19 protein-coding genes are annotated in these 20,556 nt (G+C 65.6%); 16 read left to right on the top strand and 3 right to left on the bottom strand.

Annotated elements, in window-relative coordinates; all coding sequences use genetic code 11:
* Nucleotides 1-127 precede the first annotated feature (127 nt).
* From EOD43_RS08595 to EOD43_RS08550, 10 genes are all read left to right on the top strand, one after another.
* Complete coding sequence (locus EOD43_RS08595; RefSeq protein ID WP_127742979.1) at nucleotides 128-931, top strand: TrmH family RNA methyltransferase; 804 nt, start codon at nucleotides 128-130, stop codon at nucleotides 929-931.
* On the top strand, nucleotides 928-1,419 hold the full coding sequence (greB, locus tag EOD43_RS08590) for a transcription elongation factor GreB (protein WP_127742977.1): 492 nt from the start codon (nucleotides 928-930) through the stop codon (nucleotides 1,417-1,419). The genes EOD43_RS08595 and greB overlap by 4 nt, the downstream gene beginning before the upstream one ends.
* 122 nt (nucleotides 1,420-1,541) lie before the next feature.
* Entirely contained in the window at nucleotides 1,542-2,732 is a 1,191-nt protein-coding gene (locus EOD43_RS08585; protein WP_127742975.1) for a glycosyl transferase, read from the top strand.
* 106 nt (nucleotides 2,733-2,838) lie between these two features.
* Nucleotides 2,839-4,557: a GAF domain-containing hybrid sensor histidine kinase/response regulator gene (locus EOD43_RS08580; protein ID WP_127742973.1), complete on the top strand. Its 1,719-nt coding sequence runs from the start codon at nucleotides 2,839-2,841 to the stop codon at nucleotides 4,555-4,557.
* Between the two features lie 363 nt (nucleotides 4,558-4,920).
* Complete coding sequence (locus tag EOD43_RS08575; RefSeq protein ID WP_127742971.1) at nucleotides 4,921-5,523, top strand: DUF2975 domain-containing protein; 603 nt, start codon at nucleotides 4,921-4,923, stop codon at nucleotides 5,521-5,523.
* Complete coding sequence (locus EOD43_RS08570) at nucleotides 5,523-5,765, top strand: helix-turn-helix domain-containing protein (protein WP_127742969.1); 243 nt, start codon at nucleotides 5,523-5,525, stop codon at nucleotides 5,763-5,765. The genes EOD43_RS08575 and EOD43_RS08570 overlap by 1 nt, the downstream gene beginning before the upstream one ends.
* A 19-nt stretch (nucleotides 5,766-5,784) precedes the next feature.
* Nucleotides 5,785-6,564, top strand: a complete 780-nt coding sequence (locus EOD43_RS08565) for a class I SAM-dependent methyltransferase (RefSeq protein WP_127742967.1) — start codon at nucleotides 5,785-5,787, stop codon at nucleotides 6,562-6,564.
* Between the two features lie 70 nt (nucleotides 6,565-6,634).
* Nucleotides 6,635-8,140, top strand: coding sequence for a DUF389 domain-containing protein (locus EOD43_RS08560; RefSeq protein ID WP_240653124.1), 1,506 nt, complete (start codon nucleotides 6,635-6,637; stop codon nucleotides 8,138-8,140).
* A gap of 46 nt (nucleotides 8,141-8,186) precedes the next feature.
* Nucleotides 8,187-9,962 carry an SLC13 family permease gene (locus EOD43_RS08555; protein ID WP_127742965.1) on the top strand — a complete coding sequence of 592 codons (1,776 nt, stop codon included), beginning with the start codon at nucleotides 8,187-8,189 and terminating at the stop codon, nucleotides 9,960-9,962.
* Nucleotides 9,963-10,081: 119 nt separating this feature from the next.
* Nucleotides 10,082-12,136, top strand: coding sequence for a hypothetical protein (locus tag EOD43_RS08550; RefSeq protein WP_127742963.1), 2,055 nt, complete (start codon nucleotides 10,082-10,084; stop codon nucleotides 12,134-12,136).
* Between the two features lie 61 nt (nucleotides 12,137-12,197).
* Here EOD43_RS08550 and sdhA read toward each other — a convergent pair whose 3' ends face one another.
* The 3 genes from sdhA to sdhC are packed head-to-tail and all read right to left on the bottom strand — an operon-like array spanning nucleotide 12,198 to nucleotide 14,775.
* Nucleotides 12,198-13,985, bottom strand: a complete 1,788-nt coding sequence (gene sdhA, locus EOD43_RS08545) for a succinate dehydrogenase flavoprotein subunit (protein WP_127742961.1) — start codon at nucleotides 13,983-13,985, stop codon at nucleotides 12,198-12,200.
* Nucleotides 13,985-14,374: a succinate dehydrogenase, hydrophobic membrane anchor protein gene (gene sdhD, locus EOD43_RS08540; protein WP_127742959.1), complete on the bottom strand. Its 390-nt coding sequence runs from the start codon at nucleotides 14,372-14,374 to the stop codon at nucleotides 13,985-13,987. The genes sdhA and sdhD overlap by 1 nt, the downstream gene beginning before the upstream one ends.
* A complete protein-coding gene (sdhC, locus tag EOD43_RS08535; RefSeq protein WP_127742957.1) occupies nucleotides 14,374-14,775 on the bottom strand; it encodes a succinate dehydrogenase, cytochrome b556 subunit in 402 nt (133 codons plus the stop codon). The genes sdhD and sdhC overlap by 1 nt, the downstream gene beginning before the upstream one ends.
* A gap of 180 nt (nucleotides 14,776-14,955) precedes the next feature.
* Here sdhC and EOD43_RS08530 point away from each other — a divergent pair, with 180 nt between their 5' ends.
* The 6 genes from EOD43_RS08530 to EOD43_RS08505 all read left to right on the top strand — a co-directional run bounded on the left by EOD43_RS08530 (nucleotide 14,956) and on the right by EOD43_RS08505 (nucleotide 20,446).
* A complete protein-coding gene (locus tag EOD43_RS08530; protein WP_127742956.1) occupies nucleotides 14,956-16,317 on the top strand; it encodes a methyl-accepting chemotaxis protein in 1,362 nt (453 codons plus the stop codon).
* A gap of 225 nt (nucleotides 16,318-16,542) precedes the next feature.
* Complete coding sequence (cobA, locus tag EOD43_RS08525; protein WP_127742954.1) at nucleotides 16,543-17,340, top strand: uroporphyrinogen-III C-methyltransferase; 798 nt, start codon at nucleotides 16,543-16,545, stop codon at nucleotides 17,338-17,340.
* Nucleotides 17,337-17,624: a DUF2849 domain-containing protein gene (locus tag EOD43_RS08520; protein ID WP_127742952.1), complete on the top strand. Its 288-nt coding sequence runs from the start codon at nucleotides 17,337-17,339 to the stop codon at nucleotides 17,622-17,624. Before cobA ends, EOD43_RS08520 begins: the two co-directional genes overlap by 4 nt.
* A gap of 9 nt (nucleotides 17,625-17,633) precedes the next feature.
* A complete protein-coding gene (locus tag EOD43_RS08515) occupies nucleotides 17,634-19,268 on the top strand; it encodes a nitrite/sulfite reductase (protein ID WP_127742950.1) in 1,635 nt (544 codons plus the stop codon).
* The gene (locus tag EOD43_RS08510) at nucleotides 19,261-19,686 is read left to right on the top strand and encodes a DUF934 domain-containing protein (protein WP_127742948.1); all 426 of its coding nucleotides are present in this window, start codon (nucleotides 19,261-19,263) and stop codon (nucleotides 19,684-19,686) included. Before EOD43_RS08515 ends, EOD43_RS08510 begins: the two co-directional genes overlap by 8 nt.
* Entirely contained in the window at nucleotides 19,679-20,446 is a 768-nt protein-coding gene (locus tag EOD43_RS08505; RefSeq protein WP_127742946.1) for a phosphoadenylyl-sulfate reductase, read from the top strand. The genes EOD43_RS08510 and EOD43_RS08505 overlap by 8 nt, the downstream gene beginning before the upstream one ends.
* Nucleotides 20,447-20,556 lie beyond the last annotated feature (110 nt).

The raw sequence follows: 20,556 nt of genomic DNA, 5'->3' as shown, positions 1-20,556 counted from the left end.
TTATCGGTCTCCCCATCACCGTTCGTGTCGAGCGAAGTCGAGACACGGCCCCGCGCGCCCAGCCAACGTGTCTCGACTTCGCTCGACACGAACGGGTAGGGTTTAGGCGCAACAAAGGACCAAGCCCCTGCCCCGCCAGATCACCGCCTTTTCCAATCCGCTGATCAAGCGCGTCCGATCGCTGCGTGAAAAGCGGCATCGGCGTGACGAAGGGCTGTTCCTGGCCGAAGGGCTGCGCATCCTCACCGAAGCCGCCGACGAAGGCGTGCTGCCCGATTACATCTTCTTCGCACGCGACGGCGCGAACCATCCGCTTGCCCAGCGGCTGATCGCCGATGTCGAGGCGAAGGGTGGCGAAGCGATCGAGACCGAGCGCGACATCCTGTCCAAGCTGTCGGGCAAGGATAATCCGCAGGCCGTGATCGGGGTCTATCGCGAACTCGACACCAGCCTGTCGCGGATCGACCGATCGACCGCCGACATCTGGATCGTTGCGCAGTCGCTGCGCGATCCGGGCAATCTCGGCACGATCCTGCGCACCGGCGATGCGGTCGGCGCGGGCGGGCTGATCCTGGTCGACGATTGCGTCGATCCCTTCTCGGTCGAATCCGTGCGCGCGACGATGGGCGCCTTGTTCACGCAGAAGATCGCGCAGGCGCGCTGGCCCGAATTCCTCGAATGGCTCCGCTCCGGCCCCGGCCAGCTTGTCGGAACCAGCCTGAAGGCGACGCACGATTATCAGGCGCCGCGCTATGAAGCGCCGACCTTCCTGCTCGTCGGCAACGAGGCGCAGGGGCTGCCGGCCGATTATGAGGCGGAGTGCGATCTGCTGGTGAAAATGCCGATGCTGGGCAAAGCCGACAGCCTGAACGTCGCGGTCGCCACCGCCGTCATCGCCTATGAGGTGCTGAACCAGCGCAGAGCGAAATGAGCGACGGCAAGCCCGCCAATTACATCACCCCCGCCGGCTATGCCGCGATGCGGGCGCGCTATGACGAACTGTTCGGCAAGGAACGCCCCGCTTTGGTCGAGGTGATCAGCTGGGCCGCGGGCAATGGCGATCGGTCCGAAAATGGCGACTACATTTACGGCCGCAAGAAGCTGCGCGAGATCGATCGTGAACTGGGGCATCTGTCGCGCCGGATGAAATCGGCCAAGGTGGTCGATCCGGCACAGCAGGCCGATCGCAACCGCGTCTATTTCGGCGCGACCGTGACGATCGTCGACGAGGAGGACGAGCGCCGCACCGTCACCCTGGTCGGCGAGGACGAGGCCGATGCGAGCGCGGGCCGGATCAGCTGGCGATCCCCCCTTGCCCACGCGCTCAAGGGTGCCGCGATCGGCGATCTGCGCCGCGTGCGCCTGCCGGCGGGCGAGAAGGAATGGGAGATCGAGGCGATCGTCTATCCGGATCGCTGACCGTCACGTCGCAACATCGTGACATAAGCATGTCATTTCGCCGGCAACTTCGTCACCCATCCTGACAGGGTCGCGGATGGGGGTGACCGCGGCGTCTGGAAACCAGGCGGCGAGGATCACCCATGCACGGACGATTGCAGCACAAGATCGGGCCCCAGATCGGACCAAGCCTCGCCTTCATCTTCATCGGCGGAGAGCATCAGGCGCTGCACCTTGCCCCCGTCGCGGCGGAGATCGCCGCGCGGGCGGGCGACGTGACCGCTTATGTCGCCGACGAAGCCGATGCCCGCGCGATCCGCAATCTGTTCGTCCGGCTCGATGCCCCGCACATTCCGATCCGCGTCATGGCGCTGCCGCGTTGGCTCATCCGTCCCGGCAAGACGCTGCGCCTGCTGCGCTGGAGCGCCGAACTGCGCAACCACGACGCGATCGTCACGGCGGAGCGGACCAGCACGCGCCTGCGCCACCTGCCCGGCCGCACCCCGCCGATGATCCACATCCCCCACGGCGCGGGCGATCGCGCGGTGGGGTTCGAGGATCGGCTGCGGCTGTTCGATCATATCATCGTCGCCGGCCCCAAGGACCGCCGACGGATGATCGCCGAAGGGCTGGTCCGCCCCGATCGCTGCAGCATATCGGGCTATATCAAGCTGGCCGCCGTCGAACGCATCGCGCCGCCGATTGACCTCGGCCTCGATCCGGCGCGCCCGACCATCCTCTACAACCCGCATTTCTCGGCGGCGCTGGGATCGTGGGACCGGATGGGCCGCGCGGTCGTCGATCGGATCATCGCCGACGGCCGCTTCAACCTGATCCTCGCCCCCCATGTCCGCCTGCGCAAGCGGATCGACCGCGCCAGCATTGCGGAAATCGAGGCGCTCGCGGTGCCCGGCCGCGTGCTGGTCGACCTCGGTTCGGCGCGCAGTTGCGACATGAGCTATACGCGCGCCGCCGACATCTATCTGGGCGACGTGAGCAGCCAGATCTACGAGTTCCTTGCCAAGCCCCGCCCCTGCGTCTTCCTCGATCCCGCGCGCACCGCGTGGCGCGGCAACCCCGATTACGCGATGTGGCGCTATGGCGCGGTCGCCTGCGATCCCGACGCGGCAATGGCCGAACTCGGCCGATCGCAAGCACTGCACCCCGTATTTCTGGCGACCCAGCAGCGCGGCGCGGCCGACGCGATGGGATCGAGCGGCGCCGACGCCCCGCAGATCGCCGCGCGCCAATTGCTCGATGCGATCGCCAAGCTGACGTCGCCAACCACCCAAGAAGAGGTGAAACCCATCCCAGTATTGCTGACGGTTCCTTAGCCTTCGGTATAATAGGATGGAATCGAACTGGACGTTTCGTTTCGCTATAAGCACCCCTGCGGATTATCGATGTGATTCGGTTTCCGTTGCGTTGTGGGGGTGAGTGATGCCTACCGTGTTGAGAGCTGGGGCGGACGAAGCGACCGGGCTTTCGGTCGCCGAACGCTGGACTCATTTTGGCGACGCTGTCGAACAGCTGAGCAGCGCGCGCACGATGGACGCCGTCGTCGCAATCCTGCGCCGCAATGCGCGTCGCATCGTGGGTGCGGACGGCATCGCCGTCGTCCTGCGCGACGACGACAAATGCCACTATGTCGCCGAAGACGCGAAGGCGCCGCTGTGGGCCGGGCAGAAATTCCCCGCCGAGACCTGCGTTTCGGGCTGGGCGATGATCCATAACGAAACCGCAATCATCCCCGATGTCGAACGCGACCCGCGCGTCCCCTTCGAAGCCTATCGCCCTACTTTCGTGCGCAGCATGGCGATGGTGCCGATCGGCCGCCCCGATCCCGTCGCCGCGATGGGCGCTTATTGGTCCGAAACCGGCGATCCGAGCGATAACGAGATCGCGCTGCTTGAGGCGCTGGCGCGTTCGGCGTCGACCGCGATCGAGAATATGCGCCTGATCGGGTCGCTCGAAGCGCTCAACGCCAATCTGGGCGAGCGCGTCGCCGAACGCACCGCCGAACTGGAAAAGGCCCAGGAAATCCTGCGCCAGACCCAGAAGATGGAGGTGATCGGGCAGCTGACCGGCAACGTCGCGCACGATTTCAACAACCTCCTTTCGCCGATCATGGCGAGCCTGGACCTGATCCTGATGCGCTCCACCGGCGACGAACGGCTGCAGCGTAGCGCCACAGTCGCGATGGACGCGGCCGAACGCGCCAAGACGCTGATCCAGCGCCTGCTGGCCTTCGCGCGCCGCCAGCCGCTCAGCACCAAAGCGGTCGGGCTCGATCAGCTGACCGAGAATATGTCGAGCCTGCTGGCGAGCACGGTCGGCCAGCGGATCGAACTGCGGATCGACTGCGCGAGCGGCCTGCCGCCGGTGCGGATCGATGAACATCAGCTGGAAATGGCGATCCTGAACCTGGCGGTGAACGCGCGCGACGCGATGGCCGATGGCGGCGCGCTGACCCTTTCGGTGCGCCTGCCCGGCCTTGGCGAGACGCGCCCCGCCAATCTGCCCGCGGGCGATTTCGTGCGGCTGGCGGTGAGCGACACCGGCACCGGCATGGATGCGCATACGCTGAAGAATGCGATCGAACCCTTCTTTTCGACCAAGACGAGCGGCCAGGGCACCGGCCTGGGCCTGTCGATGGTTCACGGCCTGATGGGCCAGCTGGGCGGCGGGCTGGAACTGCACAGCCTGCCGGGCAAGGGCACCGAAGTCGCAATGTGGCTGCCCGTCGCGAAGGTCGTGCCCGAAACGCCGGTGGCGGAGCCCGAGGTCGAGGCCGAAAAGAGCCCCGGCCGGGTTCTGGTGGTCGACGACGAAGCGATCGTGCGATCGGCCACCGCCGAAATGCTCGAGGATCTGGGCTACAAGGTGGTGCAGGCCGAAAATGCGCGCCAGGCGCTCGACCTGATCGATGAAGGCTTTGCACCCACTCTGGTCGTCACCGACCATATCATGCCGGGGATGACGGGCGCCGAGTTCGCGCTGCGGCTGCGCGTCGAGCATCCCGACACCGCGATCCTGATCATTTCGGGCTATCAGGGGATCGACCTGATCGCGCCCGACATCGTCCGCCTGTCCAAGCCGTTCCGCCAGATCCATTTGGTCGCGAGCATCGCGGCTGCGCGCGATCAGGTCGCCGCCTGACCACGCCCAAAAGCCGGTAATTTCGGTAGCGAAAGCCGCAAAAGCCACAATGGTCATGGCTTTCGCGGCCTTTGTGGCTTTCGACATTGCAAAGACATGCCGCCCCGATCCCGGCGATCGGGCCATGATTCATCCTGTGCGTGGTTCGCATCGATCCATTTCCCCCAAATAAATACGATCTTGTCTGCAACAGGCGCTGGTGACGCAGCGGGTCGCTTTGCGGAGATCGAGTGGCATTCGATCATGCGCAGCCATCATGGCTAGAACAAATAGAGAACAATGTCAAGGCCCGTCGTCTCGCTGGCTCATTTTCGCAATTTATTATCGTTTGACAGAAATTAATTGCTGACGGATATCGGCCGCATGGCAAGTGTCGTCAAACTCCATGTCCCGCCCCCTGCCCTGCCGATGCGCGCGCTTTCGCCTGCCGAGCGGCGCGTTCGCGTGGGAAGCCTGTGGCTGAAACATCTCTTCTCATTGCTGTTCGCCGCGTCGGCGATCGTGATGGCGGTGGGGATCGCGGCCATGCTGTTCTACGACGGCGACATGCTGCGCATGGGGCCGAGCGGCACCTATGTCGGCGGCGGGCCGGCGGACACGGTCGCGTTCGGCAGCCTGCCGATCGATCAGCGGCTGATCTATGTGCTGGTGGGGCTGGTGCGCTACGCGCCGGTGGCGATGCTGTTCCGGAGCCTGCGCGCCCTGTTCGGCGGCTATGCCGAGGGGCGCGTGTTCACGCGCGAGGCGGGACGCACGCTGGGGCAGGTCGGTATCTGGCTGTGCGCCTATGCGCTGACGCCCTTGCTGTGCCACCTCGCGCTTTCCGCAACGGGCTATGAGATCGACCGGCAATGGCTCCATCTGGCCAGCGTGCAGGCGTTCGTGCTGGGGCTGCTGGTGTTCGTGATCGGGCAGGTGATGCAGGTGGGGCACGAGATCAGCGAAGATCGCGAGGGGTTCGTCTGATGCCGATCGTCGTCCGGCTCGACGTCATGCTCGCCAAGCGCAAGGTGCGGTCCAACGCGCTCGCCGCCGCCGTGGGCATCACCGAAGCCAATTTGTCGCTGCTCAAATCGGGCAAGGTGAAAGGCATACGCTTCGAAACGCTCGCCGCGATCTGCGACTATCTGCAATGCCAGCCGGGCGATCTGCTGGAATATGAACCCGATGCCGGCGGCGAACAGAACGATCTGAAGCGCACCGGCTGACAGCCCCATAGGATGGACCATGATCGAGCTTGCGACGCCCGAAGGGGCGGCCGATGCCGCGCGCCTGCATGCGATCGACGCATCGCGCCGGGCCTATGCCGTGCGATGGGCGATCAACGCCGCCTGGTACGAGCGACAGGGGCTGTACGATCGGCTGGCGGCGATCGCGACCGGGCATGGGCCCATCGGGCGCGCGATCGATCTGGGATGTGGACAGGGTCACGGCACCGCGGCGCTGTTGAGGCGGGCGCCGTCGATGGAGATTTTGGGCATCGATGAAAATCCGCACGGCCTGCGCATTGCGGGCGCGCGAATGCCCCGATCGGTGCGGTGGCTCCATTCCGATTTGCTCGATCACGATCCGGAGCGCGAGGCATTACTCGATGTCACGCCGATCGACCTCATCAGCCTCTGGTTTCCGGGCACGCACGCGGCGCGCGAGCAGGATGCGACGGTGCGGCGGCTCAACCTTGTCAGCGACGAGCTTTATGCGGTGGCGATGGAGATGACCGCGATCCTGATCGCCGCACGCCATCTGCGCCCCGGCGGCCTGCTCCATATCGTCGACCGCGCCGCCCACCCCGATCCGGAGCGGATCAGGCACGTCTATCGCGACAAGATGGCGCGGATGGCGGGCCGCTACGGCCTGCATCCCATCGACATATGCGCGCTGCCCTATGCGGAACCGCAGGAGGGCGGCATCGCGATCGGATCGCCGCGTTTCGATCGCGATCCGAGCGCCACCTTCGCCATATCGATGTTGCTCCGTCGGTCAGAATCGGTCGAACGGGGATCATGAAAGGACGTTAGCGGTTCACGCATCGCGCCCGACCTGCCAAAGCGCAGGGCGAGGCCAGAATGGAGACCGCATGACGACCCCAGCCGCCGAAGCCCCCGCCCGCAACAAATTCCAGCGCTGGTGGCGGATGTCGGCCATAAGCCAGATCGACCATGATGCGGTGCTGCGCGAACTGGTCGAGGAATCGGGCTGGTCGGCGCGATATGCCTTCCTGATCGTGATCGCGGCGGGGATCGCGCTGCTGGGCCTGTTGATGTCGTCGGTCGCGGTGCTGATCGGTGCGATGCTGTTGTCGCCGCTGATGATGCCGATCATGGGGCTGGGTTTCGGCATCGCGACGCTCGATTTCCGCGAGATACGGCGATCGGCCACTGCGCTGCTGATGGGTTGCGCGATTGCGATCGCGCTGACGACGATCCTGTCGACCATGTCGCCGATCCAGACGATCACCCCCGAAATCGCGGCGCGTACCCAGCCGACGCTGTTCGATCTGCTGGTGGCTTTGCTGTCCGCAATGGCGGGCAGCTATGCGTTGATCCGCGGCCGGGGCGGCGCGGCGGTGGGCGTGGCGATCGCGACCGCGCTGATGCCGCCGCTGACGGTGGTGGGGTTCGGCCTGGCGATCGGCAACTGGACGGTGTTTTCGGGCGCGCTGCTGCTGTTCCTGACCAACGCGGTCACGATCGCGCTGACGGCGGCGCTCATCGCGCGGCTTTATGGCTTTGGCAGCCATTTGTCGCCGCACCATACGGGCTGGCAGCTGATCCTGTTCTTCGCGGCTTTGGGCATTCTCGCGATCCCGCTGGGCGCGGCGCTGAAGCGGATCGCCTATGAAGCGGTGGTTCAGCGGCAGACGCGCGACGTGTTGCAGGCGCGCTTCCCGGCCGGAGCGCGGCTGAGCCAGGTCGAGATCGATCCGGGCGCGGATCCGGTGCGCGTGCGCGCCGTGATGCTGACGCCCAAAATCGCCCCCAATGCCGACGGCGCGATCTTCGGCGATCTGACGGCGCGGCTGCACCGCCCGGTCGACGTCCATGTCGATCAGTTGCTGATCACCCCCGAAACATCGGGCGCCGAGGCGCTGCAGATCGCCAAATCAAGCGAGACGAGTGCGTCGAATGCGGGCAATCGCGAGCGTGCGGCGGCGGCGCTGGCGCTGGTCGCAGGGGTCGAGCCGGCGGCGATCCGCATCGATGAGAAGGCCAAGCGGCTGTCGGCCACTGCGGCGGCGCTGCCCGGGCTAGGACTGGCCGGCTATCGCGCGCTGGAGGGTCGCGCGAACGGCGCGTTGCAGGGATGGACGGCGATGCTCGCCCCGCCCGCCGACGTCACCCCGCCCGATATCGCGATCCGCGACGGCGTGATCGACGATGCGGCGCTGGGCCTTGCCGGCTGGGGATCGCAGCGGCTCAACCGGACGATCGAGGTGCTGGGCGGAACCGCCGGGCAACGCGAGGCGGTGGCCGAAGGGATCGTCGCGCGCGGCGGCCGGGCCGAACCGGGCGATGCGCGCGGGAGCCTGCGGCTCGAATGGCAGGCCGTGAATGCCGCACCCGAGGGAACAAGCGCGGGCTGATGCGTTCTCCCCCTATGGGCAGCATGACAGGGGCAGCGGCGGACGCATGACGACACCGCAATGGATGTCCGTCGCCACGTTGATCGGCATGATGGCGCTCTTCATCTGGGGGCGCTTCCGATATGACGTGACCGCGATCCTCGCGCTGCTGGCGTCGATCGCGATCGGCATCGTCAGCCCGAAGGAGGCGTTCACCGGCTTTTCGGACGATATCGTGATCATCGTCGGATCGGCGCTGGTGATGTCGGCGGCGATGCAGCGATCGGGCCTCATAGAACGCGCGCTCGGCTTCGTCGGGCAAAGGGTGCAGCGGGTGCGCGGGCAGTTGCTGGTGCTCAGCGCGTCGGTGGGCGTGGCATCGGCGCTGGTCAAGAATGTCGGCGCGCTCGCGATGCTGATGCCCGCCGCGTTCCAGATGGCGAAGAAGAACGACACGAGTCCGTCGGTCTTCCTGATGCCGATGTCGTTCGCATCGCTGCTGGGCGGGTTGATGACGCTGGTGGGCACATCGCCCAACATCATCGTCAGCCGCGTGCGCGAGGAGATGACCGGCGAGCCGTTCGGCATGTTCGATTATCTGCCGACCGGGCTGGGCCTGCTGATCGTCGGGCTGATCTTCCTGCGCTTCGGCTATCGCCTGTTGCCGCGCGAGCGGCGCGCGACCGCGACGATGGGGGAGGCGCTCGATATTTCGAGCTATGTCACCGAAGCCTCGATCGCGTCGGGATCTCCGGCGGCCGGACAGACGGTGCGCGAGTTTGTCGAGCGGCATGATCGCGAGATCGGGATCACCCGCGTACTGCGCGCCGGCATCCGCACCGCCCCCTCGGCCGACCTGATCCTGCACGACGACGACATCCTGATCCTGACCGGCGCGCCCGATGCGCTGGAGCGCGTGATCGCGCGCGACGGATTGTCGCTGGCCGGCGAGGAGCGCGCGGCGGCCAAGGGCGGCGGTGGCGACGAAATCGGCGTGATCGAGGGTGTGATCGGCGCGGAATCGGTGCTGATCGACCAGACGGCAGGGCGGATGCGATTGCAGGAACGCTATGGCGTCAACCTGATCGCCGTATCGCGATCGACCGAGCGGCTGACGTTCAAGCTGGGCAATACCAAGCTCAGCGCCGGCGACGTGATCGTGCTGCAGGGGCCGCTCAAGCTGCTGCCTGATCGGCTGCGCGATCTGGGCGTGCTGCCGCTGGCGGAGCGCAGCCTGCGGCTGGGCGCGAGCGGGCGCAGCTGGCTGCCGCTGATCGTGCTGGCGGCGGCAATGGCGGCGACCGCGGCGGGGCTGGTGCCGGTGGCGGTCGCCTTCTTCGCGGCGGCGGGGATCGTGATGGCGACGGGCGCGCTGCCCCTGCGCGACGCCTATCAGGCGGTCGAATGGCCGATCCTGATCATGCTGGGCGCGCTGATCCCCGTCAGCGATTCGCTGCGCACGACGGGCGCGTCGGACGTGATCGCGACGCATCTGTCGCAATTCGCGACGATGCTGCCGCCGTGGGGGGCGGTCGCGCTGATCCTCGTGACCGCGATGGCGGTGACGCCGTTCCTCAACAATGCGGCGACCGTGCTGGTGATGGCCCCGATCGCCGCGGTCTTCGCCCATGACCTCGGCTACCGCCCCGAAGCCTTCCTGATCGCGACCGCCGTGGGCGCCGGCTGCGACTTCCTCACCCCCATCGGCCACCAGTGCAACACGCTGGTGCTGGGGCCGGGCGGATACCGCTTCAGCGACTATGCCCGGCTCGGCGCGCCCTTATCGCTGCTGGTGGTGCTGATCGGAACGCCGCTGATCATGTGGGTGTGGCCGGTTCATTGAGGTCGGCAGCAGCGGCGCCGAACTCTCATCCATTTTGCTCCTAATTCACCGGCCGCATACTTGTCCTCTCCGACGATCTGACCAATTCTGCCGTCCGCTTTGCTGGGGGCTGGGCGCAAATGGTCGAAAATCGTGCAATTCTTCGCGCGCTCGGCGCGCTGCTGATACTGATCACAGTGCTGCACGCGATGCGTATCTATTTGGAGATGGAGACGAATTCGATCGATGGCGCGTTCCAGACCTATAGCGCGGTAAGCGCCTATGTTCGCGGCGAACGGCTGGGCGTGGATTTTCAATCCTATCTCGGCGTCCTCATGCCGCTGGCGATCGTTCCGATCTTCGTCCTCCTTGGCCAGACCGTATTTGCAGCGACCTTTTCGGCCATCCTGCTGTGCTGCGCCGGATGCTACTTCACCTTCCTCGTGCTGCTTCGGCTGACGACGCGGCTGGCGAAGGATGAGGCGGCGCTGTGGGCGATGGCGGCCACCTTCCTGGCGATTGCGGGGATCAGGTTGTGGGCCTTCATCGTCCTGCCCGGCGTGTCGCTCAAGGCTTTGCGTTTCGCGCTGCCCTTCTTCGTGGCGCTGCCGACGTGGGCGCTGCTGCAGCGGCAGGCTGCCAACGGGCGATCGCCGCTGATCCCGCCCGCTTTGCTGGGCGTGGTTATCGCCATCGCGTCATTATGGTCGAACGATGCGGGCATACCCTGCCTGATCGCCGGTATCGGCGTTCACGCGGTGCTGTGCCTTCGGACGCTCGATCCAGCCAGGGCCGCCGCCGCGATCGCGACCCTCATGGTCTCCACCCTTGCCGCGATCATAGTGATCCTGTTGGCGCTGACGCATGGCGCGCCGGGGGAATGGCTGCACTATACGTTCGTGTCGATGCCGGCCGATCAGCCGTGGCTGTTCCCGCCCTGGGCACCCCACGAACGCGTTCTGGCGATCGGGGATATCCTCCACATATTGCAGAAGCCGACCGGCTGGACGATCGCGCTGTGCGGCGTGACGGCCTGCGTCGCGATCTACCGCCTGTGGATGCGTCGCGGCGAAGCCGTTCCGACGGCTATGGTGGCCTTCGTCTATGCCGCGACGACGGGCATCGGCCTGTTGCCGCAAGTGGCCGGGCATATCGATGTCGGTTACGGATTCGGAACGATCATTCCGGCCCTGTTCGCGCCGTTGTGGATCGTCCCACGACTGGGCATTGCAGCTACCCAACTGCTGACTTCGCGCTGGCAGGCGCACATCGCCTTCGTCCTCGCCCTGATCGCGCTCATCATGATAGGCGCAAGCGCCCATGCGCGGCTGAAGCGCAATCAGGCGTACAGCCCGACCATCGGCGCCTTCACCGATCCGGGTGAAGCCGACACGCTCGCCGCCATCAGCCGCGCCCGGCCGATGATCGCGCGCATCGCGCCCGATCCCAGGGACCGCATCCTTTCGACCTATTATTCCGCCGTCAGCATCGCCGCGCAGGCTATTCCCCCCACCCGTTATGGGTCGGTCATCCATGTGCTGGGCGATGATGCCCGCGCGGACTATGTCGCAAAGATACGCACCACTGACTTTGCGCTGGTGACAACGATCAATCCGGAGTTTTCGGACTGGGCGGGCTGGAACCTTCGCGCCTCGTGGTTCGCGATCAAGCCCGTCGTCGAAGGTTATGAGCCGTTCGCGAAATCGCTGCAGCACATCTTCTGGAAACGTCGGGAAGCACCCCTGCCCCCTGCGTCGCCGCTATCCTGCACGGTGCGAGCGCTCGATAAGGGCATCGTCGAGCTGACCATTACGGACATTGCGGGCCAACCGAGCCCGAAGGGCGTCTGGTTCGTCGATGCGAGCGCTTATCTGAGCCACCCCGCCAGTCTCTACTGGATAGCCACCGAAGTCGATGCGTCGGCAGAGCGTTGGCTGATCGCCCGGAAGCAAAAGGGGTGGTACGAATTTCCGAGCTACGGCCTGCCACCGAAGCAGCGGCTTTCGCTGATGGCCGAACATGTCGCGGGAAGGCCGACCCGGATCAGGCTCAAGGCCATTCCAGGCCTATCCGCCCACATCACAGGGCAATGCGCGGCAACGATCTTCGCACCCATGCCGTCGGTCAGCGAACTACCGACCCTGAACGACAGGATCCTGCACGAGGCGCTGGCGCCGCGCCTACCCCGCAGCTGAACGAAAAAGGCCCGCGGTTTCCCGCGGGCCTTGTCCGTTTCGATCGAACCGGAGGCGCGTCTTAGTAAACGCGGGCCTTCGGCTTGATATATTCGATCTCGTCGGTGAGCGTGTAATCGTGCACCGGGCGATAATCGATCGTGACCTTGCCCTGATCGAACCACACCACGGTGTGCTTCATCCAGTTGACGTCGTCGCGGTTCGGGAAATCCTCGTGCATGTGCGCGCCGCGGCTTTCCTGGCGGTTGCCCGCCGAGTGCATGGTGACGACCGCCTGCGGCAGCATGTTGTCGAGTTCCATCGTCTCGACCAGGTCGGTGTTCCAGATCAGCGAACGATCGGTGATGCCGACGTCCGACAGGCTTTCGTAAACCCGATCGATCTGGGTGCGGCCTTCGGTGAGCAGCGCGGTATCGCGGAACACGGCGCAGTGCTTCTGCATCGTGTGCTGCATGTCGAGGCGGATCTGCGCGGTCGGCGTGCCGCCCTTGGCATTGCGATAATGATCGAGACGGGCAAGCGCCTTGTCGTCCGATTCCTTGTTCACCACGCCATGCTTCGAGTTGGGCTGCACCAGCTCCGCAATGCGGAAGCCGGTCGCGCGGCCGAACACCACGAGATCGATCAGCGAGTTCGAGCCCAGGCGGTTGGCGCCGTGGACCGAGACGCATGCCGCCTCACCCACCGCGAACAGGCCGGGGACGACCGCATCGGGGTTGCCGTCACGCAGCGTGACGACTTCGCCGTGATAGTTACAGGGGATGCCGCCCATATTGTAGTGGACGGTCGGCGTGACCGGCAGCGGCTGGCGCGTCAGATCGACACCGGCGAAGATCTTGCCGGTTTCGGTGATGCCCGGCAGACGTTCCGCCAGCACCTTGGGATCGATATGATCGAGGTGCAGGTAGATATAGTCGCCATTCTTGCCGACGCCGCGGCCTTCGCGCATTTCCGCCGCCATCGAACGGGCGACGACGTCGCGCGACGCCAGATCCTTGGCCGACGGAGCATAACGCTCCATGAAACGCTCGCCTTCGGAGTTGGTGAGATAGCCACCCTCGCCGCGCGCGCCTTCGGTGATCAGCACGCCCGCGCCGTAAATGCCGGTCGGGTGGAACTGCACGAACTCCATGTCCTGCAGCGGGAGGCCCGCGCGCAGCACCATGCCGCCGCCGTCACCCGTGCAGGTGTGCGCCGAAGTGGCCGAGAAGTAGGTGCGGCCCGAACCGCCCGTCGCCAGCACGGTGGCGTGGCTGCGGAAACGGTGGATCGAACCGTCTTCCATGCAGAGCGCGATCACGCCCTTGCACGCGCCATCCTCCATGATGAGGTCGAGCGCGATATATTCGACGTAGAAGTCCGTGTCGTACTTCAGGCTCTGCTGATAGAGCGCGTGAAGCATGGCGTGGCCGGTACGATCCGCCGCGGCGCAGGTGCGCTGCACGGGCGGGCCGGCGCCCATATTCTGCATGTGGCCGCCGAACGGACGCTGATAGATCGTCCCGTCTTCGTTACGGCTGAACGGCACACCGGCATGTTCCAGCTCGATCACGGCCGCCGGCGCTTCGCGCACCATATATTCGATGGCGTCCTGGTCCCCCAGCCAGTCCGAACCCTTGACGGTGTCGAACATATGCCAGGTCCAATGATCCGGCGAGTTGTTGCCAAGCGACGCCGCGATGCCGCCCTGCGCCGCGACCGTGTGGCTGCGGGTGGGGAACACCTTGGTGATGCAGGCGGTGCGCAGACCCTTTTCCGCGCAGCCCATCGTGGCGCGCAGACCCGAGCCGCCCGCGCCGACGACGACCGCGTCGTAAACGTGGTCGATGATCTTATAGGCTTCGGCCATTATGCCGGCACTCCCGCGAAGGCGATCTTGAGGATCGAGAAGATCGCGAGGGCTGCCCCGCCGATCGCATAGAGATTGAGAAGCAGGGTCCAGAAGACCTTGCCGGCTTCCTCGTGCACATAGTCTTCCATCAGAACCTGGAGGCCCAGGCGCAGATGGGTGAAGACCGACGCGGTCAGCAGCACCAGCGGCACGGCGACGAGCGGCGAGGAAATCCACTTCACCACGGCTTCATATTCGAAGTGCGGCAGGCGGAAGATCGAGATGACGAACCAGGTGACGAGGAGCAGGTTGCCCGCTGCGGTCACCCGCGAACGCCACCAGTGCTGCGACCCGTGCTTGGCCGAACCGAGACCGCGAACGCGGCCGATACCCGTACCGGTGCCCATCAGTTCGCCCCCATCTTCGCGAAGACCGTGCCCCAGATCGCGAGCGTCACGACCACCGCGCCGACCATGCAGATGATCGACCACTTACGGTTGGTGTGCAGTTCATACCCCGCGCCCATATCGAGCACGAAGTGACGCAGGCCCGAGAACATGTGGTTGAAGAACGACCAGGTGAGGCCAACGGCCACCAGATAGCCGAACCAGCTGGTCGCGACCGCCAAGAAGATGGCGTAGGCTTCCGGTCCCATTGCGGCGGCGGTGAGCCACCAGATAAAGCCGAGACCCCCGGCGACTGCGAGGGCGGAGCCCGTCGCGCGATGCAGGATCGAGATCGCCATGTGGGGACCCCATTTCCAGATCGTAAGATGCGGCGACAGCGGCCGAGCATGATTGCGCGCCATGTTCCCTCCCTTGAAACGCAGGCTCGCGAACGGTCCTTAGTCAAAGAAGCGCGCCATGCAAGGCGGCAGACGCGATAGATCGTGGAAAACGCTTCCTTTCGAAAAAGCATCAACGGCTCGTTTACCATTCCCCCCTATCCCGTCGGCGACGCGGCAAGGCGCGAGAGGACGGACGACTCGATGACACAGATCAGGGATATGGCGGCGGCGAGCCTGAGCGATGAGCAGCTTCGGGCGAAGCTGGCCATCTATGATCCGCGCGGCGACCTGAGCCTGCGCCTGAAGCGGATCTTCGAAGGCGTGGTCGATGCGATCGACTCCGTGATTCCCCGTTATGCCGCGATGCTGTTCGATCAGAGCGAGGCCGCGCGCCGTTTCTTCGTCAGCATCGATCCGAATGGCGATCCGGTCGCGGGCCTGCGTTCGACCTGGCTCGATGTGCCCGAAAATGGCGGCACGCTGGCCCGGCTGCACGATTGCGCCAACATGATCCGCAAGATCGAGGAACAGCGCCGCGATTATAGCGTCGTCGCCAAGACCGCGACCGAAAGCTACGCGATGCTTGTCCGCGCCGTCGCCGAGATCCACGCTGACGATATCGGCCGCGCGCTGGACGCGCAGGACGTGCTGATGACGCTGAACGCGCTCTATATCGACGTGTGCACCAGCCAGCAGCGCCAGATCGAAAGCGCGCGCGAAGCCACCACCCGCACCGGCGACAGCGAACGTTTCCGCAGCCACATCTCCGACGCGCTCGGCAAGATGATCGGCGAATCGCGTGGCCTGCGCGATCGCACCGGTGACACGTCCGCCGCCGCGCGCGGCATGCTGGGCAAGGCATCCGAAGTGGCCGCCGCCGCCGAACAGTCGGCGCTTGCGATGCGCGAAGCCGCCCACACCGCCGCCGGCCTGATCCGCGCGATCGACGAAAGCCGCGCCGAAGTGGAAGTCGCCGCCCAGATCGCGACCAAGGCGGCCGAACGATCGATCCATGCGGTCGCTCTCTCCGAAATCCTGTCCGATCACGCGCTGGCGATCGAATCGATCCTGGGCCTGATCCGCGACATTGCCGGTCAGACCAACCTCCTCGCGCTCAACGCCACGATCGAAGCCGCGCGCGCGGGCGATGCGGGCCGCGGCTTCGCGGTCGTTGCGCAGGAAGTGAAAAGCCTCGCCAGCCAGACGGCGCGCGCGACCGACGACATCGCCGCCAAGATCGCCGCGATCCAGGCCGCGACCCGCCAGACCGTCGACGCCAACGGCGCGATCCGCGACATCGTCGGCGAAGTGCAAAGCTCGGCCGAACGCATCCGTTCGACGATGGAAACCCAGGCGCGCACCGTGACGATGATCACCGCCGCCGTCGACGAAACCGCACTGGCGGCCGACTCGATGTCGTCCACCATCTCCGCAATCCGCAGCGACACCGAGACGGTGGCGGGCGAGATCGACCGCCTCGAAGCCGGTTTCCGCGGTGTCGACAGCGAGTTGAGCAAGCTGGAGACCGTGACGGGCGATTTCGTGAACAAGATGGCGGCGTAAGGCGCCCTCGCCACCCCCACCTCGTCATTGCGATCCTTCGACGGACGGGCTTCGACTTCGCTCAGCCCTGCTCAGGATGAGCGGGTTTTGGGTAAATGACCCTCCGCTCATCCTGAGTAGCCGCTGAGCCTGTCGAAGCGGCGTATCGAAGGACCCAAGTTTTTTTCTAGGCCACACAAGCATCCGTGCTTTGCGCCAGCGGCGCCATATCGCCATTTGCCACGCATGGTTTCCCTGCTCGATCCCGAAGCGCGTGGGCGCGTGATCCTGGTCGGCGCCGGTCCCGGCGACCCCGGCCTGCTCACGCTGCGCGCTGTTGAGGCGCTCAAGAGCGCCGATGTCGTCGTGCATGACGGGCTGATCGACATGCGCGTGCTCGATTTCGCGCCCGCCGAGGCGCAGCGCATCTCCGTCGCCAAGAAGCGCGATCGCCACACCTTGTCGCAGGATGCGATCAACGCGCTGATCATCGCCCATGTGAAGGCCGGATCGGTCGTCGTGCGCCTGAAGGGCGGCGATCCGTTCGTCTTCGGGCGCGGCGGCGAAGAGGTCGAGGCCGTGCGCGCGGCGGGGCTGCGCGTCGATGTCGTGCCCGGCGTTTCCTCGGCGCTCGGCTGCGCGGCCGAAGCGATGCTGCCGCTGACCCACCGCGACTGGTCGAGCGCGGTGAGCTTCGTCGCGGGCACCTGCCAGGGGCTGACCGAACAGAATTGGGCTGGCCTCGCCGGACAGGGTCGCACGCTCGTCATCTATATGGGCGTCACCTGCTCGGGCCTGATCGCCGACAAGCTGATGGCCGACGGCGTCGCGCCCGACATGCCCGTCGCGGTGCTCGAGCGCGGGACGCTGGAGGGCAGCCGCGCGATGCGGACTTTGCTTGCGGACCTGGGCGACATGGTCCAGCGCGAAAAGGTGGTGAGCCCGGCGATCATCGTCGTCGGCGAAGTCGTGATGCTCTCGGATGCCGAGAACCGGCTGCACGCCTTCGCCCGCCAGGCCGAACAGATGGAGATACAGCGTTGAGGATCGTGACCGGTAATGACCTCGTGACCGGGGCGGTGACCTGGTGGACCGGCAAAGGCTGGTCGATCCACGTCGCCGACGCCGTCGATGCGGGGCATGAGGCCGAAGCGATCGCCGCGGTCGAGGAAGCCGCACGCCGCGTCAACGGCCCCGTCGTGATCGAGGGCGTGATGACCGACGCCGGCCCCACCCCCGCCCATATCAAGGACCGTATCCGCGCGTCAGGCCCGACCTGCCGCCAGGATCTCGGCATCCGCCCCGACTTCCAGATCGAGAAGGCCTGATCCAAGCCCATGTACCGTTATGACGAATATGATCAGGCGATCGTCGACGCCCGCGTCGAGGAATTTCGCGATCAGGTGAACCGCCGCCTGTCGGGCGAAATGAGCGAGGACCAGTTCAAGCCGATCCGGCTGATGAACGGCCTCTATCTGCAGCTGCACGCTTATATGCTGCGCGTCGCCGTGCCCTATGGCACGATGAGCGGCCGGCAGATGCGCATGCTCGCGCACATCGCGCGCAAATATGACAAGGATTACGGGCATTTCACGACCCGCCAGAACATCCAGTATAACTGGATCGAACTGAAGGACGCGCCCGACATCCTCGCCGAACTCGCGACGGTCGAGATGCACGCGATCCAGACGAGCGGGAATTGCATTCGCAACATCTCGTCCGATCAATATGCGGGCGCCGCGGCCGACGAGGTCGCCGATCCGCGCCCGTGGGCCGAGCTGCTGCGCCAGTGGAGCACCTTCCACCCCGAGTTCAGCTTCCTGCCGCGCAAGTTCAAGATCGCGGTGATCGGCGCCGAGGAGGATCGCGCGGCGATCCAGCTCCACGATATCGGCCTGCAGATCCGCACCAACGATGCAGGTGAGATCGGCTTCCGCGTGTTCGTGGGCGGCGGCATGGGCCGCACCCCGATGATCGGCCCGGTCGTGCGCGACTTCCTGCCGACCGCCGATTTCCTCAGCTACATCGAAGCCTGCCTGCGCGTGTACAATCGCTATGGCCGGCGCGACAATCTGTATAAGGCGCGGATCAAGATCCTGGTCCACGAGATCGGGCGCGATGAATATGCGCGCCAGGTGGAGGAGGAATTCCTCCACACCAAAACGTTGGGCCTCGACGCCCCGCAGGCCGAGATCGACCGCATCGCCGCGATGTTCGCGCCGCCCGCGTTCGAAACCGGCCTGTCGGACGAGATCGATCGTTCGGACCCCGACTTCGCTCTGTGGGTCGATCAGCAGGTCAAGGCGCACAAGGCGCCCGGCTATGCGATCGTCAACATCAGCCTGAAGCCCGTAGAGGGCATTCCGGGCGACGCCAGCTCGGCGCAGATCGACGTGATGGCCGATCTTGCCGAACGCTATGGCCTCGACGAGTTGCGCGTCACGCATGCGCAGAACATCGTGCTGCCGCATGTGAAGAAGGCCGATCTCTACGCGGTGTGGCAGGCGCTCGACGCCGCCGGCCTCGCGACGCCGAACCTCGACCTGATCAGCGACATCATCGCCTGCCCCGGCCTCGATTATTGCGCGCTCGCCAATGCGCGTTCGATCCCGCTGGCGCAGAAGATCGCCAAGCGTTTCGAAAATCTCGATCGCCAGCGCGATCTGGGCGAATTGAAGCTCAAGATCTCGGGCTGCATCAACGCCTGCGGCCACCACCATGCCGGCCATATCGGCATCCTGGGCGTCGACCGTAAGGGCGAGGAGAATTACCAGCTCTCCTTCGGCGGATCGGCGGCGGCGGACACCAGCCTCGCCAAGATCGTCGGCCCCGGCTTCAATGAGGACGGGATCGTCGACGCGATCGAAAAGGCGGTCGACGTCTATAAATCCCTGCGCGAAGGCGGCGAACGCTTCGTCGACACCTATCGCCGCGTCGGCGACAAGCCGTTCAAGGAGGCGATCTATGGTTAAGTCCCTCCGCTATCGCGACGATGCGGTTCACGAGGAGCCTGCGGTCACGCTCGACTCCTTCCTCGGCCAATCGAACGCGACCGCCGTGCGGCTGGAGCCGACCGACGATCCGCGCGCGCTGATCCCGCATCTCGATCGGCTCGCGCTGATCGAAGTCGCCTTCCCCAAGTTTCGCGACGGGCGCGGCTATTCGATCGGATCGATCCTGCGTGAGGCCGGCTATGTCGGCGAACTGCGCGCGCAGGGCGACGTTCTGGTCGATCAGATCCCGCTGATGCGCCGCTGCGGCTTCGACAGTTTCGTCGCCGACGCCGAGATCGACGTCGAGACGCTGGACAAGCTGCTCGCGCTCCACCCGATCGTTTACCAGCAGACGGCCGACCGGCGCCCGCCGGTGTGGGCCTTGCGGCATGGCTGAGATGGCCACGCGCGCCATCGACCGGATCGACAGCGGACCGCATTTCGATGCGGACGATGTCGCGCGCCTCAACGCGCGGTTTGAAGGCGTGCCGACGATCGAGATGATCCGCACCGTGCTGTCCGAAGGGCTGCTCGATCGCGTCGCGGTCGTGTCCTCCTTCGGCGCGGAATCGGCGGTGCTGCTGCATCTGGTGGCGCAGGCCGATCCCGGCGTGCCGGTGCTGTTCCTGGATACCGGCAAGATGTTTCCCGAAACGATCGCCTATCGCGACGAACTGGCCGCGAAGATCGGGCTGACCGGCCTGCGCGTGATCGAGCCCGAAGCGGCGGTGATCGAGGCGAAGGACGGCACCGGCTTGCGCTGGTCCTACGATCCCGACGGCTGCTGCGAGATCCGCAAGGTGATCCCGCTGGCCAAGGCGATGCGCGATTTCGATGCGCAGATCACCGGGCGGAAGGGCTTCCAGTCCGCCACCCGCACCGGCATCGCGCGCTTCGAACTCGACGGCGACAAGATCAAGATGAACCCGCTGGCCGACTGGTCGAAGGCCGATCTCGACGCCTATTTCGAGGCGAACGATCTGCCGCGCCATCCGCTGGAGGCGCAGGGTTATCTCTCGATCGGCTGCGCGCCGTGCACCAGCATCGTCAAGCCGGGCGAAGACCCCCGCGCGGGCCGCTGGCGCGGGTGGGACAAGGTGGAATGCGGCATCCACGGCGAACCGATCGTCCGTCCGGGCGAGGAACCGGTTTTCTAAAACCGTTTTACGTCACCCCGGACTTGATCCGGGGTCCAGCTGCCTTGCCGCGCCCGTCTCCTTACCAGCTTAGAAGAAGAAGCTGGACCCCGGATCAAGTCCGGGGTGAC

The sequence above is a fragment of the Sphingomonas crocodyli genome, assembly GCF_004005865.1.
In the GTDB taxonomy this organism is placed as follows: Bacteria; Pseudomonadota; Alphaproteobacteria; order Sphingomonadales; family Sphingomonadaceae; genus Rhizorhabdus; species Rhizorhabdus crocodyli.
This window is presented reverse-complemented; position numbering and strand designations above follow the sequence as displayed.